Origin of the sequence: Nocardioides palaemonis (assembly GCF_018275325.1) — a bacterium.
GTDB classification, from domain to species: Bacteria; Actinomycetota; Actinomycetes; order Propionibacteriales; family Nocardioidaceae; genus Nocardioides; species Nocardioides palaemonis.
In genome coordinates this window covers 927,216-941,841 of the sequence record NZ_JAGVQR010000004.1, presented here as the reverse complement: position 1 = coordinate 941,841, position 14,626 = coordinate 927,216, and the positions used below count along the sequence as shown (strand labels likewise).

At 72.8% G+C, this 14,626-nt stretch carries 15 protein-coding genes; 10 read left to right on the top strand and 5 right to left on the bottom strand.

The window, feature by feature from the left end:
* The first annotated feature begins 6 nt into the window (after positions 1 to 6).
* Positions 7 to 657, top strand: a complete 651-nt coding sequence (locus tag KDN32_RS20265) for a Pr6Pr family membrane protein (RefSeq protein WP_211734253.1) — start codon at positions 7 to 9, stop codon at positions 655 to 657.
* Positions 658 to 812: 155 nt separating this feature from the next.
* Complete coding sequence (locus KDN32_RS20260) at positions 813 to 1,817, top strand: aldo/keto reductase family protein (protein WP_211734251.1); 1,005 nt, start codon at positions 813 to 815, stop codon at positions 1,815 to 1,817.
* A gap of 193 nt (positions 1,818 to 2,010) precedes the next feature.
* Here KDN32_RS20260 and KDN32_RS20255 read toward each other — a convergent pair whose 3' ends face one another.
* From KDN32_RS20255 to KDN32_RS20245, 3 genes are all read right to left on the bottom strand, one after another.
* Positions 2,011 to 2,820 (bottom strand): hypothetical protein, encoded by an 810-nt coding sequence (locus tag KDN32_RS20255; RefSeq protein ID WP_211734249.1) that lies wholly within the window; start codon positions 2,818 to 2,820, stop codon positions 2,011 to 2,013.
* Positions 2,821 to 3,032: 212 nt separating this feature from the next.
* The gene (locus KDN32_RS20250; RefSeq protein WP_211734247.1) at positions 3,033 to 4,295 is read right to left on the bottom strand and encodes an MFS transporter; all 1,263 of its coding nucleotides are present in this window, start codon (positions 4,293 to 4,295) and stop codon (positions 3,033 to 3,035) included.
* A gap of 46 nt (positions 4,296 to 4,341) precedes the next feature.
* On the bottom strand, positions 4,342 to 4,803 hold the full coding sequence (locus KDN32_RS20245) for a DUF2231 domain-containing protein (RefSeq protein WP_211734245.1): 462 nt from the start codon (positions 4,801 to 4,803) through the stop codon (positions 4,342 to 4,344).
* 117 nt (positions 4,804 to 4,920) lie between these two features.
* Here KDN32_RS20245 and KDN32_RS23450 point away from each other — a divergent pair, with 117 nt between their 5' ends.
* The 5 genes from KDN32_RS23450 (at position 4,921) to KDN32_RS20220 (ending at position 9,065) form a co-directional block, all read left to right on the top strand.
* Entirely contained in the window at positions 4,921 to 5,586 is a 666-nt protein-coding gene (locus tag KDN32_RS23450) for a response regulator transcription factor (RefSeq protein WP_211734244.1), read from the top strand.
* Entirely contained in the window at positions 5,586 to 6,929 is a 1,344-nt protein-coding gene (locus KDN32_RS20235; RefSeq protein WP_211734242.1) for a sensor histidine kinase, read from the top strand. The genes KDN32_RS23450 and KDN32_RS20235 overlap by 1 nt, the downstream gene beginning before the upstream one ends.
* Positions 6,930 to 7,093: 164 nt before the next feature.
* Positions 7,094 to 7,993, top strand: a complete 900-nt coding sequence (locus KDN32_RS20230) for a cation diffusion facilitator family transporter (RefSeq protein ID WP_211734240.1) — start codon at positions 7,094 to 7,096, stop codon at positions 7,991 to 7,993.
* A 73-nt stretch (positions 7,994 to 8,066) separates the two neighbouring features.
* Positions 8,067 to 8,690, top strand: a complete 624-nt coding sequence (locus KDN32_RS20225; protein WP_211734238.1) for a DUF2238 domain-containing protein — start codon at positions 8,067 to 8,069, stop codon at positions 8,688 to 8,690.
* Between the two features lie 108 nt (positions 8,691 to 8,798).
* On the top strand, positions 8,799 to 9,065 hold the full coding sequence (locus KDN32_RS20220) for a GlsB/YeaQ/YmgE family stress response membrane protein (RefSeq protein WP_249217275.1): 267 nt from the start codon (positions 8,799 to 8,801) through the stop codon (positions 9,063 to 9,065).
* A gap of 54 nt (positions 9,066 to 9,119) precedes the next feature.
* On the opposite strand, the gene KDN32_RS20215 is transcribed toward KDN32_RS20220, so the two are convergent.
* The gene (locus tag KDN32_RS20215; protein WP_211734236.1) at positions 9,120 to 11,060 is read right to left on the bottom strand and encodes a hypothetical protein; all 1,941 of its coding nucleotides are present in this window, start codon (positions 11,058 to 11,060) and stop codon (positions 9,120 to 9,122) included.
* A 78-nt stretch (positions 11,061 to 11,138) separates the two neighbouring features.
* Here KDN32_RS20215 and KDN32_RS20210 point away from each other — a divergent pair, with 78 nt between their 5' ends.
* The 3 genes from KDN32_RS20210 to KDN32_RS20200 all read left to right on the top strand — a co-directional run bounded on the left by KDN32_RS20210 (position 11,139) and on the right by KDN32_RS20200 (position 13,782).
* On the top strand, positions 11,139 to 11,966 hold the full coding sequence (locus KDN32_RS20210; protein WP_211734234.1) for a YhjD/YihY/BrkB family envelope integrity protein: 828 nt from the start codon (positions 11,139 to 11,141) through the stop codon (positions 11,964 to 11,966).
* A complete protein-coding gene (cls, locus tag KDN32_RS20205; protein ID WP_211734232.1) occupies positions 11,959 to 13,440 on the top strand; it encodes a cardiolipin synthase in 1,482 nt (493 codons plus the stop codon). Before KDN32_RS20210 ends, cls begins: the two co-directional genes overlap by 8 nt.
* Before the next feature lie 102 nt (positions 13,441 to 13,542).
* Complete coding sequence (locus tag KDN32_RS20200) at positions 13,543 to 13,782, top strand: hypothetical protein (protein WP_211734230.1); 240 nt, start codon at positions 13,543 to 13,545, stop codon at positions 13,780 to 13,782.
* Positions 13,783 to 13,804: 22 nt separating this feature from the next.
* Here KDN32_RS20200 and KDN32_RS20195 read toward each other — a convergent pair whose 3' ends face one another.
* A complete protein-coding gene (locus tag KDN32_RS20195; RefSeq protein ID WP_211735051.1) occupies positions 13,805 to 14,581 on the bottom strand; it encodes an HAD-IIA family hydrolase in 777 nt (258 codons plus the stop codon).
* Positions 14,582 to 14,626 lie beyond the last annotated feature (45 nt).

Here is a 14,626-nt window from a genome sequence, read left to right as displayed (position 1 = left end):
CGCGCCATGGCTGCCGAGCGTGCCCGCAGGGTGCACCTGGTCGTGGCGGCGGTGGCGTGGTTCGCGGTGCTGTTCCAGCTGCTGCTCGTCCTCACGGGTGAGGCGATCCTGGTCGAGGAGGACCCGCCGGGGCTGGCGACGCGGATCTACCGGTTCTTCGCCTACTTCACGATCCAGAGCAACCTGCTCGTGGCGGTCACCTCGACGGCGCTGGCACGCGATCCCGCGCTCGACTCGCGCGGCTGGCGGGTCGCCCGGCTCGCGGGCCTGGTCGGCATCTCGGTGACCGGCGTCGTCCACTTCTTCCTGCTGCGGCCGCTGCTCGACCTCGACGGCGCGGACCTCGTCGCGGACAAGCTGCTCCACATGGCGGTGCCGGTGCTCGCCGTCGCAGCGTGGGCGTGGGTCGGCCCGCGACCGCGCGTGACGACCCGGGACGCGGCGTACGCGCTGGTCTGGCCGGTGCTGTGGACCGCCTGGACGCTGGTCATGGGTCAGGTGGACGGGTGGGTGCCGTACCCGTTCCTGAACGCCGCCGAGCAGGGCTGGGGCGCGGTCGGGGTCGCGTGCGCCGGGATCACGCTGCTGTTCGTGGCGCTCTTCGCGCTCTTCGGGTGGCTCGACCGGCGGCTGCGGCCGGCACCGGAGGCCCGGTGAGCGCGACTGTCGAGGCGCTCGAGGCGGCCCTGCGCGACCGCGGCTTCCGGACCGCGCCCGCGGCGTCGAGGTGCGCTGGGACGACTGGGAGGCCGTGCCCTGAGGGTCGCCCCGCGGGGTGAGGGCCCTGCGACGGCGTCGCTAGTGTCGGAGCCATGGAATTCCGATACCTCGGCAACAGTGGTCTGAAGATCTCCGAGATCACCTACGGCAACTGGCTCACCCACGGCTCCCAGGTCGAGAACGACGTCGCCACGCAGTGCGTGCGCGCCGCGCTCGACGAGGGGATCTCGACCTTCGACACCGCCGACGTCTACGCCAACACCGCGGCGGAGACCGTGCTGGGCGAGGCCCTGAAGGGCGAGCGCCGCGAGTCGCTGGAGATCTTCACCAAGGTCTACTGGCCGACCGGACCGAAGGGCAAGAACGACACCGGGCTGTCGCGCAAGCACGTCATGGAGTCGATCAACGGCTCCCTGCAGCGACTGCAGACCGACTACGTCGACCTCTACCAGGCCCACCGCTACGACGTGGAGACGCCGCTCGAGGAGACCATGCAGGCGTTCGCCGACGTGGTGCGCCAGGGCAAGGCGCTCTACATCGGCGTCAGCGAGTGGACCGCCGACCAGATCACCGCCGGTGCCGCGATGGCGAAGGAGCTCGGCTTCCAGCTGATCTCCAGCCAGCCGCAGTACTCGATGCTGTGGCGCGTCATCGAGGAGCAGGTCGTCCCGGCCTCCCGCGAGGCGGGCGTCTCCCAGATCGTGTGGAGCCCGATCGCGCAGGGCGTGCTGACCGGCAAGTACAAGCCCGGCGCCGAGCCGCCGGCCGGCTCCCGCGCGACCGACACCAAGGGCGGGTCGGACATGATCTCGCGCTGGATGAAGGACGACGTGCTCACCGCCGTGCAGGACCTCGAGCCGGTCGCTGCCGACGCCGGGCTCACCATGGCCCAGCTCGCCGTCGCGTGGGTGCTGCAGAACGACAACGTCGCCTCCGCGATCGTCGGCGCCTCGCGCCCCGAGCAGGTCGCCGACAACGTCAAGGCCGCCGGCGTGAGGCTCGACGACGACGTGATGAAGCGCATCGACGACGCCATCGGCTCGGTCGTCATCCGCGACCCGAAGCTGACGCAGGTGCCGGAGGGGCGCGCGGTCTGAGGGTTCTCTCCGGGCTCTTTTCAGCGATCCCCGGTCAGCCGGGGATCGCTGAACATGTCAGGCCGTGCACGCCCTGACATGTTCAGCGAGAGCCTGACAACCCCTGGGTGTGCGCGGTCGCCCGGGTGGCCTGCCGCGCCGGTGACGTCGAGGACGGTGGGCGGGATCACGCGTCGACCGTAGCGGGCCGCGGTCACTCGATCCCGGTGCAGTAGAAGGCGCCGTTGCCGACCATCGGGAACGCCTTCACCTTCTCGGCCGACGTGTTGGCTGCCTGCATGCCGAAGCGGTACGGGCTGGGCAGCGCGAGCTCGACGGGGAGCGTCATCCCGGGCGTGAGGGCCGGGGACTGGTAGACGGTCGCGCTCTCGTCGGTGGTGAAGGCGATGGTCCCCGTGGAGCCGTCGTCGGAGGTGTCGGCCAGGCCGAGGGTCGCGCGGAACCGCATGCAGTGACGGCCCGGCGTCACGCGGGCCTCCCACGAGCGAGTGGAGTAGCTGTAGAGGCCGCCCCAGACCTCGTAGCGGACGCCGTTGATCTCGGACTCTCCATACGTCGCCTGAGACGTCTGGAAATACGGCGCGAACTCGTGCAGCGGGACCCACCGCCACACCTTCACGCTCGTCGCGCGGGACACGACGGGCTTGACCCGCCCGCGGTAGCTGACGGCGACTCGGTAGGACGCGGTGTTCAGCGAGGTGACGGTCTCGACGAACTTCACGCGCGACCGCGCTCGCCGCGTCGTCACGTCCTCCCACACGACATCGCCCAGGATCGTCGTACGACGCTCCTGGAGGACGACCTTCTTCGCGAGCCCGGCACGAGGTACGCGTACGCGCACGGTGAGGCGGTCGCCCTCGGTGACCTCGCTCGCCGAGGCCTTCACCACCGCCTTCGGGAACGCCGAGGGGCGGTCGTGGGTCGGCGCGGCCGGCTGTGCGAGTGCGGGCATGGGCTGGACGGCCACTGCGAGGAGAGCAGCGGCCAGCGAGACGAGCTTCACGAGATCACGTTCCCCCGGTTCGATGGACCAGGAACCCTAGCCGCGCCGCCGGGAGCTCGGGCACGGTTTCGCGCAAGCCCCTCGAACGCGACACACCGCGGTGCACAACCCGCGGTTGGTAGAGGGGCGTGGTGACACAGGGCGTGTCACCTCAGGACGGGAAGGGTCGTCGGAGGCGACCCAGGTCGTGTCATGACCCGAGCCTTGCGCCCTCAGCCGACCCGCGTCACCCGGTAGCGCACGAAGGCCGGGACGGCGAGGGCGGCGGCGACGGTGAGCACGACCACCAGCACGCCGCCGCCGGCGGCGGCGACGGCGGCGCCGGTCACCGCGGCGGTGGCGCCGTGCGCGACGTCGGCGACGCGGGGGCCTCCGGCGACCACGACGATGAAGATGCCCTGGAGTCGGCCGCGCACGGAGTCGTCGGCGGCGGCCTGGAGCATCGAGGTGCGGAAGGCGGCAGAGGCCATGTCGGCGGCACCGCCGATCGCGAGCATGAGGACGGCGACGCCGAGCATGCCGGGCAGGTGGGGCGCCAGCAGCGCGGCCGTGCCGAAGCCGACCATCGCGAGGCCCCAGACGATGATCGCGGCGATCACGGCGAGGCCCTGGCGCTCGACGCGGGAGACCCAGCCGGACAGCACCCCGCCGACGACGGCGCCCGCGGGGATCGCGGCGAAGAGCAGCGCGAAGGCCAGGCCGCCCTCGCTCGGACCGCCGAAGTCGACGTGCGCCAGCTCGGGGAAGAGCGCGCGCGGCATCCCGAAGACCATCGCGATGATGTCGACGACGAACGACATCATCAGCACCGGCTGCGTACGCAGGTAGCGGAAGCCGTCGACGACCGCGCCGATGCCGGGGGTCCCGGTCGCGCCCACCACCGGCAGCGCCGGCAGCCCGATGACCGCAAACAGGGTGGCGAAGAGCGTGATCGTGTCGAGCAGGTAGAGCCAGGAGAAGCCCACGAGCGGGATCAGCGCCCCGCCGACGAGCGGTCCGGCAATGCCGCCGGCCTGCATGACCGTCATGTTGAGCGAGTTGGCCGCCGGCAGCAGGTCGGCCGGAAGCAACCGCGGCAGGAGCGCCGAGCGGGTCGGCTGGTTGACCGCGAAGAACGCCTGCTGCACCGAGAAGAGGGCCAGCAGCAGCCAGACGTCGTCACCACCGAAGGCCGCCTGCAGCCAGAAGCACGCGCTGGTGGCGATCAGGCCGGTGGTGGTGACCATCAGCAGCGTGCGCCGGTCGAACACGTCGGCCAGCGCGCCGCCCCAGAGGCCGAACACGACCAGCGGCACCAGGCCGAAGACGCCGGTGAGGCCGACGTAGGCAGACGACCCGGTGATCGCGTAGATCTGGGCCGGCACCGCCACGACGGTCAGCTGGGCACCGATGACGGTGACGATGTTGGCCAGCCACAGCCGGCGGAAGTGGGGGTTGGCGAGCGGTCGGGTGTCCGCCAGCAGCCGCCTCTCCACCTCCGCAGGCTAGGTGACCCCACCCGCGGGGACCGAAACGAGGTCCCTACTTGGCAGCGACCTGGTCGCCCCACGCCGCCTTCGCGCCGGAGTCGCCGACGCGGTAGACCTGCACGGTGGTGGCGAGCGCCGCCACGACGGCGAGCACGGTGACCGTACGCACCACGCCGGCGCCCGCGGGACGGCCCGCACCGGCTCGCCGGTCCAGCCACCACATCGCGGCGGCCAGCAGGAGCATCGGGATCGCGAACCAGATGAGCTGCTCGCCGAGCTCGGCGTGCTCACCCGGGTTGCCGACGTGCTTCTCCAGCGCCTCGCCGCTCGACGTCGACACGGGGATCAGCACGGTGGCGACCGCGGTGCACGCCACGACCAGCAGGCCGTAGGGACGACGCCACGCGGGCCGCACGGCGATCGCGATCGTGCCGAGGGTGGCGAGGGGGAGCAGGACGACCACGGCGTGGACGACCAGCGGGTGGACGGGGAGGCCGTTGATGAGATCGAACATGCTTCGACGGTAGGACCGTGAACCTGCACCCGACCTGACTTTCCCGAGCGCCAGTCAGGTCACGTGCAGGTTCGCGGAGGATGCTGGTGCCGTGAGGCGCACGAGAGGAAGCAGGACGTGGCACGGGTAGGGCTCTGCGAGGACGACCCGACGATCCGCCGCGTGGTGACCGACGCGATGCGCATCGTGGGCCACGAGGTGGTGGCCGCCCACGACGGCGGCGAGGCGCTGCGGATGTTCGGCGAGGACGACCGCCTCGACGTGCTGATCCTCGACATCGGACTGCCGGACGCCGACGGCCGCGACGTCTGCCAGGCGCTGCGCTCCGCCGGCCAGTCGGCGCCGGTGCTGTTCCTGACCGCGCTGGGGTCGGTCCACGACCGACTGGCCGGCTTCAGCGCCGGGGCCGACGACTACCTCCCCAAGCCGTTCGACGTCCTCGAGCTGATCGCCCGGGTCGAGGCTCTCGCCCGCCGTGGCCGTCTCGTCGTGGCCGAGGCCCCCACCGACCTGGTCCTCGACCCCGCGCGGCACTCGGTGGCCTGCAACGGCAAGGAGGTCCTGCTGACGCCCACGGAGTTCCGGATGCTGGCCGCGATCACGTCACGCCCCGGTGAGGTCGTACGCCGTCGGGCCGTGGTGGCAGCCGCGTGGCCGCACGGCGGCATCGTCAGCGAGAACACCGTCGACTCCTACGTCCGGCGCATCCGGATCAAGCTCCGGGAGGTCGACTCACCGCTCGAGCTCACCACCGTCCGCGGCGTGGGCTTCACACTGAGGTGATGGAGGAGACGCAGGACGCCGGCCGCAGCGGGCTCGGCCGGTTCGCGCCGCGGTCGTTCCGCGGCGCCATCGTCGCCTCCACGGTCGGGCTGATGACGGTCGCGATGGTGCTGGTGGTCCTCGGCATCCAGGTCGTCCTCGAGGTGGCCGCCCAGCGCGACATCCGCCAGGTCCTCGACGACCGCACGGACGCCATGGTGCGGGTGCTCCAGCAGGCGTCGACCGACCGGCTGACGGTGCCGGAGGAGTCGCTGCAGCCGGGCATGGTGGTCTACGACGGCGACGGGCGCCGGGTCGCGGGCTCGGTCGCCTCCGAGGTCCGCGACGCCGCCGACGGGGTCGCGACCACCGACGTGGTCCGGACGGTCAGCGGCGGGGAGGAGGACGACCGGCTGCTGGGCACGCCGTTCACCACCCCGAGCGGGGAGGGAGGCGTCCTGGTCGTCAGCCAGGAGACCGCGCCCTACGAGCGCTCGGAGCTCTACGCCCTGATCGCCGCGGTCGTGCTCGGCGTGCTGGTCATCGCCGCCACCGCGCTGATGGCGCTGCGGGTGACCAGCCAGGCGCTGCGTCCGGTCACGGTGATGGCCGACCGCGCGGCCGACTGGAGCGAGCACGACCTGTCCCACCGCTTCGCGCTCGGCCCGCCGACCAACGAGCTCGCCGCCCTCGGCGCGACCCTCGACGGGCTGCTGGACCGGGTCGCGTCGGCGATCCGGTCGGAGCAGCGGCTCACCTCCGAGCTCGCCCACGAGCTGCGCACCCCGCTGACGGGGATCCAGGGCTCGGCCGACCTGGCCCTGCTGCGCGGGGTGGCGGACCCGGCGGTGCGCGAGGACCTCGAGCAGATCGCCGCGTCCGCCCGGGAGATGGGCGCGGTCATCACCTCGCTGCTCGACATCGCGCGCGACGGCACGACCTCGGGGCGCGAGCAGTGCCACGTGGCCGACGTGGTGCCCGCCCTGGTGGCCGCCGCCGGTGGCCGGCTCGAGGTGGTCGACCGGACGGCGACGTCGACCGCGTCGGTCGCCGCCCCGGCGGGGCTCGTCGTGCGGGCGGTGGCGCCGCTCGTCGACAACGCGTGCCGGCACGGGCGCGAGCGGGTGGTGATCGAGGCGACCGACCACCCCGACCACGTCGAGCTGGTCGTCCGCGACGACGGTGACGGCGTGGAGGAGGGGGTGCGCGCGACGCTCTTCGAGCCGGGGGTCTCACGACGCGCCGGCGGCGCCGGCCTGGGTCTCGGGATCGCCCGCCGGATGGCACGCTCGTTCGGTGGCGAGGTGCTCCTCGGCGACGGTCCGGGCGGCGCGGCCTTCGCCGTCCGCCTCCCACGCCGCTAGCCGAGCCGCGGTCACCCGGCAGTCAGGTTGCGTGCAGGTCCGATGGTGCACACTGTGCGCAGGCGGGTCCGCTCATCCCCCGTGGCGGGCCCGCCGCCTGCTTCCTGCGCCGCGGCTAGCATCGTCGCCATGACGCCGCGCGAGGTCACCCGAGGCCCGGCCTGATGGGCCACGGGCACGGTCACGGCCACGCCGGCGGACGCCACCGCTGGCGGCTGGCGGTCTCCTTCGGGCTGGTGGCGGCGTTCTTCGTCGTCGAGCTCGTCGTCGGGCTCGCCAGCGGCTCGCTCGCGCTGCTCTCCGACGCCGGCCACATGGCCGCCGACGTGGTGGCGCTGGGTGCCGCGCTGCTCGCCACCAAGATCGCCACCCGCCCCGACGGGACCGGCCGCCGGACCTACGGCTCCTACCGCGCCGAGGTCTTCGCATCCGGCTTCACCGTGCTGGTGATGCTGGGCGTCGCCGCCTACGTCGTCGTCGAGGCGGTGCGCCGCGCGGGCACCGAGGTGGAGGTGGCCGCCGGGCCGATGCTGGTCGTCGGCGCCGTCGGGCTGCTGGTCAACCTGGTGTGCCTGCTCCTGCTGCGCGGCGGCGCGCAGGAGTCGATCAACGTCAAGGGCGCCTACCTCGAGGTGGTCGCCGACGCCGCGGGGAGCGTCGGCGTCCTGGTGGCGGGCCTGCTCGTACGGCTCACCGTGTCGCCCGCCTGGGACACGGTGGTCGCGGTGGCGATCGGCGTCTTCGTCGCGGTCCGCGCGGTCGTGCTCGGGCGCGAGGTGCTGGCCGTGCTCGGCCAGCACGCGCCCCAGGGCCTCGACCTCGCGGCCGTCGTGCGCGACCTCGAGGCCGTGCCGGGCGTCGCCGAGGTGCACGACCTGCACGCCTGGACCCTGACGTCGGGGATGAACGTCGCGACGGCGCACGTCGTGCTGCGCGTCGGCGCGGACGCGCAGGCGGTGCTCGCCGGCAGCCAGGCCGCGCTGCGCGAGGGCCACGGCATCGACCACGCGACGCTGCAGGTCGAGGCGAGCAAGGCCCGGGAGTGCCACGCCGCCTCGTGGTGAGGCGCGCGGGGACGGATGGAAGACTGACCGGTCTACGGCGCGTGACCCGCACGGCGCCGGGGACGGGGTGTGCGTGTCAGAGGCAGTGATCGACCAGTCGGCGACACCGACGGTGGCGAGGACGGCGAACGTGTTCGCCAAGGGGGCGCTGGTCCTGCTGCTGGTGCTGGCCCTGCTCTACCCCGACCAGGGCAACCTCCGCGACAAGGCGGCCGGCATGCGTGCGGTGGGCTACCCGCTGATCTCGTTCACCGTCCCCGTCCTGTGGTGGGCGCTGTGGCGCGACCGGATCTCGTTCCCGTGGCTGCCCGACCTGCTGATCACGATCACCTGCTTCACCGACATCCTCGGCAACCGGATGGACCTCTACGACACGGTCGTGTGGTTCGACGACTGGATGCACTTCATGAACACCGGTCTCCTCGCCGCGGCGTTCGTGCTGCTCACGCTGCCCCGTGACGTCGGCCTCGGACGCGTCGTCGAGCGGTGCCTCGCCTTCGGGGCGACGGCCGCCATCGCGTGGGAGGTCGCGGAGTTCTTCGCCTTCATCAGCCGCTCGACCGAGCGGGAGTTCGCCTACGCCGACACGCTGGGCGACCTGTCGCTCGGCACCGCGGGCGCGGTCGTGGCGGCGTTCGTCGTGCACGCGTCGTGGCGGCGCGGGCGGCTGCTCGACCCGCCGCCGGCCGTCCGGTAGGCGGCGACGCGTCCCACCCGTTCGTGCGTGGATCGGACGCGGGAGCGGGCTAGTCTCGAAGAGCCGGGACCACCCGTCCCGGCATCCCCGAGGCACAGGAGCACGCACATGGGCATCATCGGTTTTCTCGTCTTCGGACTCGTCGTAGGCGCGCTCGCCCGGCTCATCAAGCCCGGCAAGCAGAACCTCAGCATCCTCGCCACGCTGCTGCTCGGCGTGGTCGGCTCGGTGATCGGCGGCGTCGTCGCCAGCGCCCTCGGCACCGGCGACATCATGGAGCTCAACGTCCTCGGCGCGATCGTCGCGATCGTCGCCGCCGTGCTCCTGATCGGTGTCGCCGAGGGTCTCTCCGGCCGCAACAAGGCCCACGTCTGACGCAGCAGCGGCTCTCGCCGCGCCCGGCACCGTCCCGCCGCCCCGCCCCGCCGCTCAGGCCGGGGCCGGAGCGGCGGTGTCGTTGCCGGCCGGCTCCGGCGCCCGCGCCTCGATCGCCCGTCCGTTGGCCCACGCGTACGTCGTCAGCAGCGCGGTGACCGGCCACACCAGGGCGGTGACGAGCTGCGGGATGCCGCTCACCACGCCGAAGGGCGCGGGCGACACGATGAACACGATCGTCGCCAGCGCGCCGCCGAGCGCCGACACGAGCGCCACCGACACCGCGAGCACCAGCAGCACGGTCAGCAGCTGGTGGCGCACCAGCCGCCAGCTGCGCGCGAGCGCCCGCCAGCCCGCGAGCCCCTCGAGCTGGACGACCGGGAGCACCAGCGACCACGCGACCAGCAGCGCCAGCGCGACGGGGGACAGGAACCCGGTCACCAGCAGCGGCACCAGCACGACCGCCCACACCGCGAGCGTCGCGACCAGCGCCGGCACCCGCGCCCGGGTCGCCGCGACCAGCGAGCCGAGGGTGGGCACGCGACCCTCGTCGAGGTCGACGACCGCCTGCGCGGAGGCGACCTGCGCCCAGGCGAGCGCGAGCCCGAGAGTCAGCAGCACGACCACCCCGAGTGCCGACCACCACCACGTGGAGACCGGCGGCGCCACGCCGGTCAGCACCGACGACAGCACGGAGGCCGCCGCCGCCGGAGCCGCCACCAGCAGGAACACGCGCCAGTGCCGGGCCAGCATCTTCAGCGCCGCCGCGACCACCTGGCCCGGACGCCGGTGGGCGATGACCGGGCGGGGCGTGGCCTCGTCCCAGCCGGACCGGCGGACGACCCAGCCGAGCAGGAGCAGCACGCCCAGCAGGACCAGCAGGGTGGGTCCGGGGTCGGCGGAGAACTTCCGGAAGACGTCGGATCCGCCGCCGACCAGGCTGCAGAAGGAGGAGCCGGCCGTGCTGCTCGCCACCTCGGCGCCGGGCAGCGAGAACGAGTGGTCGCGGGCCTTGGCCGACCAGGCGAACGGCCGCTTCCACGACTGCTTCATGTTCGGCCCGGTCGGACCCTCGTAGAAGCGCTGCGGCCCGACCTCGCCCCAGTGGCCGCGGTAGGTCGTCCACGGGAACGCCTCGGCCGCGGCCGCCAGGTCGTTCGGGATGGTGACGACCGTCGGGCGGACCTCGTCGTGGGGGCCGAGCGTCGTGTCGCACCCGAAGCCCTCGGTGGCCGACCGGCCGAGGTAGAGCCCCTCGGCGTACTGGCTGGCGTGCGAGCCGGCGGAGACGTAGACGACGGGGTGGGTGCCGTCGTCGACCTCGAGCTTGTCGTCGCCCCACGCGGACCGCTCCGCGCCGTAGTGCTGGGAGTAGAGCACCACGTCGGGGTCGGTCCCGAGCGCCGCCTCGGCGTCGCCGACCGGGAACTCGACCTGGATCCGCTCCCAGTCGCTCTCGTGCTTGTTGTTGTAGTCGTTGAACGGGTAGTAGAACCAGTACTCCAGCGCCAGCCGGTCGTCGACGCCCGACTGGGTCACGACGCGGGCGTAGATCGTCGGCTCGGGGTCCGAGCCCCAGACGCTGTCGGCCCACTCCTCGTAGGTGCAGCCGGGCTTGAGCGGGTCGCCCGGCTGGTCGAGGGCATAGCCGTCGAGGCCGACCGAGAGGTCCTCGGCGGTCGGGGCGACGGCGACCAGGTCGCGATCGGTCCAGGGTCCGCGCAGGGCGATGGACGGCTCGCCGAAGAGCGGGTCGACGTCCCGGGGGACGTAGGGCTCGCCGGGCCCGCACGCCTCGGGCTGGGCGACGAGCATCATCACCGGGGCGTACGTCTCCGCGAGCTGCTGCTCGGCCTCCGGTGCGGCGCTCGTCGCTGTGTCCGCCCCAGCAGTCATGGAGCCCTCGGTGCCGCTGGCCTCGTCGGCGACGGCCGGGGCGCCGCCCAGGAGCAGCGTCGCCAGTGCCAGCCCGAGCCCGCGTCCCGACCTGCGCATGTCCGTCTCCCTCCGCCGACCTGCCCGAAGCGTGGCGGAACCCCGTGCTGCAGCGCAACGGACCGCTATCGTCGGGCCATGTCGGCCCCGGGTCCACGCGTGCTCGTGGACCACGCGCGAGAGCTCGAGCACCGCTTCGAGCACACCGTCCCGGTACGCCTGGTCCGGGTGTTCCTCGCCGTCGACGGCCGCGACCGGGTGCTGATGCTCGCCGGCCAGGCCTTCATCGCGGTGATCCCGCTGCTGATCGTGGTCGCCACCGTCTCCGGCACCGGCGGCGCCGGCGCGGTGGGCGGCTATCTCGTCGACCGCTTCGACCTCGACGGCAGCGCCGAGGCGTCCGTGCGGATCCTCTTCGACCGGCCACCCGACGCGACCGGCGGCATCACGATCCTCAGCGTGGTGGTCCTGCTCTGGACCACCAACAGCTTCGCCCGCTCCCTGCAGCGCACCTTTGCCGCCGCCTGGTCGCTGCCCCGGACCGGGATCCGGGGAACCGGCCAGCGCACCGTCGGGCTCGGCGTGCTCCTCGTCGTGCTGTTCGGGCTGTCCTTCCTCGGCGGACGTCTGGAGGAGGGTCCGCTGGTGACACCGGTGGTGGTCGTGGTCCAGGTCGTCGTGCTCGTGGGCGGCTGGGCGCTGGCCGCGCACCTCATGCTCGGCCGCCGGGTGCCGCTGCGCCGGCTGCTGCCGGGCGCCGTGGCGAGCGCGGTCGTGCAGGTGCTGGTGGGCTGGGGCACCGCGATCTGGCTGCCCGGCCTGGTCACCCGCAACGCCGACAACTACGGCGTGATCGGCGCCGCGCTCGCGCTCGTGTCGTGGCTGATCGTCGTCTCGGCGAGCATCGTCGCCAGCGCGGTCCTCGGCCGGGTGCTCGACCCCGAGACGGAGGCGACCCGTGCCTGACAACCCCGTCACCACCGTGCTCGCGGTGCTCGCCTCGCTGTCCGTGCTGGTCGGGATCGCGCTGCGCGTCGCGGCGCTCGGCATCATCCCGGCGCGCCGCAAGCCGTCGACGGGCATGGCCTGGCTGCTGCTGGTCCTGCTCGCGCCGGCCCTCGGGCTGATCGCCTTCGCCTTCTTCGGCAGTGCCCGCCTGGGTCGGCGCCGCGAGCAGCGGCTGCGCCGGATCAACGCCGTGATCGCGGAGCGGGCCACCCCGCTGCAGCCGCGGGAGGAGCCGCGGGACGTGCCGGCGTACGTCACGTCGGCCGTGCGGCTCAACCACCACCTCGCGTCGCTGCCGCTCTCCCACGACAACACCGTGACGCTCCTCGAGGACTACGCCGGGTCGGTCGCGGCGATGACCGAAGCGGTGCGCAAAGCCGAGCGCTACGTCCACGTCGAGTTCTACATCACCGCGCTCGACGACCTGACCCGTCCGCTGCTCGACGCGCTCGGCGACGCCGTACGCCGCGGGGTGGCGGTCCGCCTGCTCCTCGACCACCTCGGCTCGCGCGGCATCCCCGGCTGGCCCGACCTGCGCCGCGCCCTCGACGCCTCCGGGGTCGACTGGCACCCGATGCTCCCGATCGCGCCGCTCCAGGGGAAGTTCCGCCGCCCCGACCTGCGCAACCACCGCAAGCTCCTCGTCGTCGACGGCGTGGTCGGCTTCATGGGCTCGCAGAACCTCACCGAGCCCGGCTACAACAAGCCGAAGAACCACCGGCTCGGCCGGGAGTGGGTCGAGCTCATGGTCCGGCTGCGCGGTCCGGTCGTCGCGTCGCTGGAGGCCGTCTTCGCCTCCGACTGGGCGCTGGAGACCGGCGGCGTGCTCGACGTCGTGCCGGGCCCGCCCGCGGGCGAGGCGCAGCCGGGCGAGGTGTCCGGCGCGAGCTGCCAGGTGGTCCCGAGCGGGCCGGGCTACGCCGCCGAGAACAACCTGCTGCTCTTCACCACCCTGGTCTACGGCGCGACCCGCCGGCTCTCGATCACCAGCCCCTACTTCGTGCCCGACGAGTCCCTGCTCTACGCCGTCACCACCGCCGCGCGGCGCGGCGTCGCCGTCGAGCTGTTCGTCAGCGAGGTGTCCGACCAGTTCATGGTCGGCCACGCCCAGAACTCCTACTACGAGGCGCTCCTCGAGGCGGGCGTGAGGATCCACCGCTACCCCGCGCCGTACGTCCTGCACGCCAAGCACTTCTCGGTCGACGACGACGTGGTGGTCATCGGGTCGAGCAACATGGACCAGCGCTCGTTCGCGCTCAACTTCGAGGTGTCGCTGATGATGACCGGCGCCGACGTGGTCGCGGCCGTGCGCCGCGTCGAGGACCGCTATCGCGCCCTCTCGCGCGAGCTGACCCTCGAGGAGTGGGGACGGCGCGGGCCGGGCCGGCGCTACGTCGACACCGTCATGCGGCTCACGGCGGCGCTGCAGTAGGGACCGTGGGTCGCGGTTGACCGAGATCACAGCGCCGTCGTATTGGATCGTTCCAATCGAGTCGTCACACTGGAGGGGAGGAGTCCTATCCGAGGAGATGACATGCGACTCATCGACGAGCTCAACGAGCTCCACGACCACTACGCCGGACGCATCGACGAGGCCGTCGCCCGCGACGACCTGTCGGGTGCCCACGACCTGGCGCAGGCCTACGAGGACGACGCGGTGCGGCTGATGGCCGAGCGCGAGGGCCTCACCCACCTGCTGCCGCTCCAGCGCCCGCGCCCGCAGAGCGCGCTGCGCGCCCTGCTCCACCGCCTGGTCCCCAGCCGCGCCGCCTGAGCCGGGTGGCCGACGCCGTCGCTCAGATGGCGTCGTCCTCCGGCAGCGCCATCTCGGTGACCATCTCGACCACGTCGGCGATCGAGTCGACGACGAGGGTCGGGCGGTAGGGGAACTCCTGCACCTGGTGGCGCTCGGTCAGGCCGCTCGCGACGAGGATCGTGCGCATGCCGGCCTCGAGGCCGCTGATGATGTCGGTGTCCATCCGGTCGCCGATCATCACCGTGGTCTCGGAGTGCGCCTCGAGCCGGTTGAGCGCGCTGCGCATCATCAGCGGGTTGGGCTTGCCGATGTAGTACGGCTGGCGTCCGGTGGCGGCGCTGATCAGGGCCGCCACCGCTCCCGTCGCCGGCAGCACCCCCTGCGCGCTCGGTCCGCTGACGTCGGGGTTGGTGGCGATGAACCGGGCGCCGTCGTTGACCAGCCGGATCGCCCGCGTGATCGCCTCGAAGGAGTAGGTCCGGGTCTCGCCGAGCACGACGTAGTCGGGCTCCTGGTCGGTCATCACGTAGCCGATGTCGTGGATGGCCGTGGTCAGCCCGGTCTCGCCGACGACGTACGCCGACCCGCCGGGCCGCTGGTCGTCGAGGAACTTGGCGGTCGCCAGCGCCGAGGTCCAGATCGACTCCTCCGGCACGTCGATGCCGCTGCTGCGCAGCAGCCGCACCCGCAGGTCGCGCGGGGTGAAGATCGAGTTGTTGGTCAGCACCAGGAACGGCACGTCGTTCTCGCGCAGCGCGGCGATGAACTCCTTCGCGCCGGGGATCGGGTCCTCCTCGCGCACGAGGACGCCGTCCATGTCGGTCAGCCAGGTGCGTACGGGTCGCGATTCGCTCACGCGCCC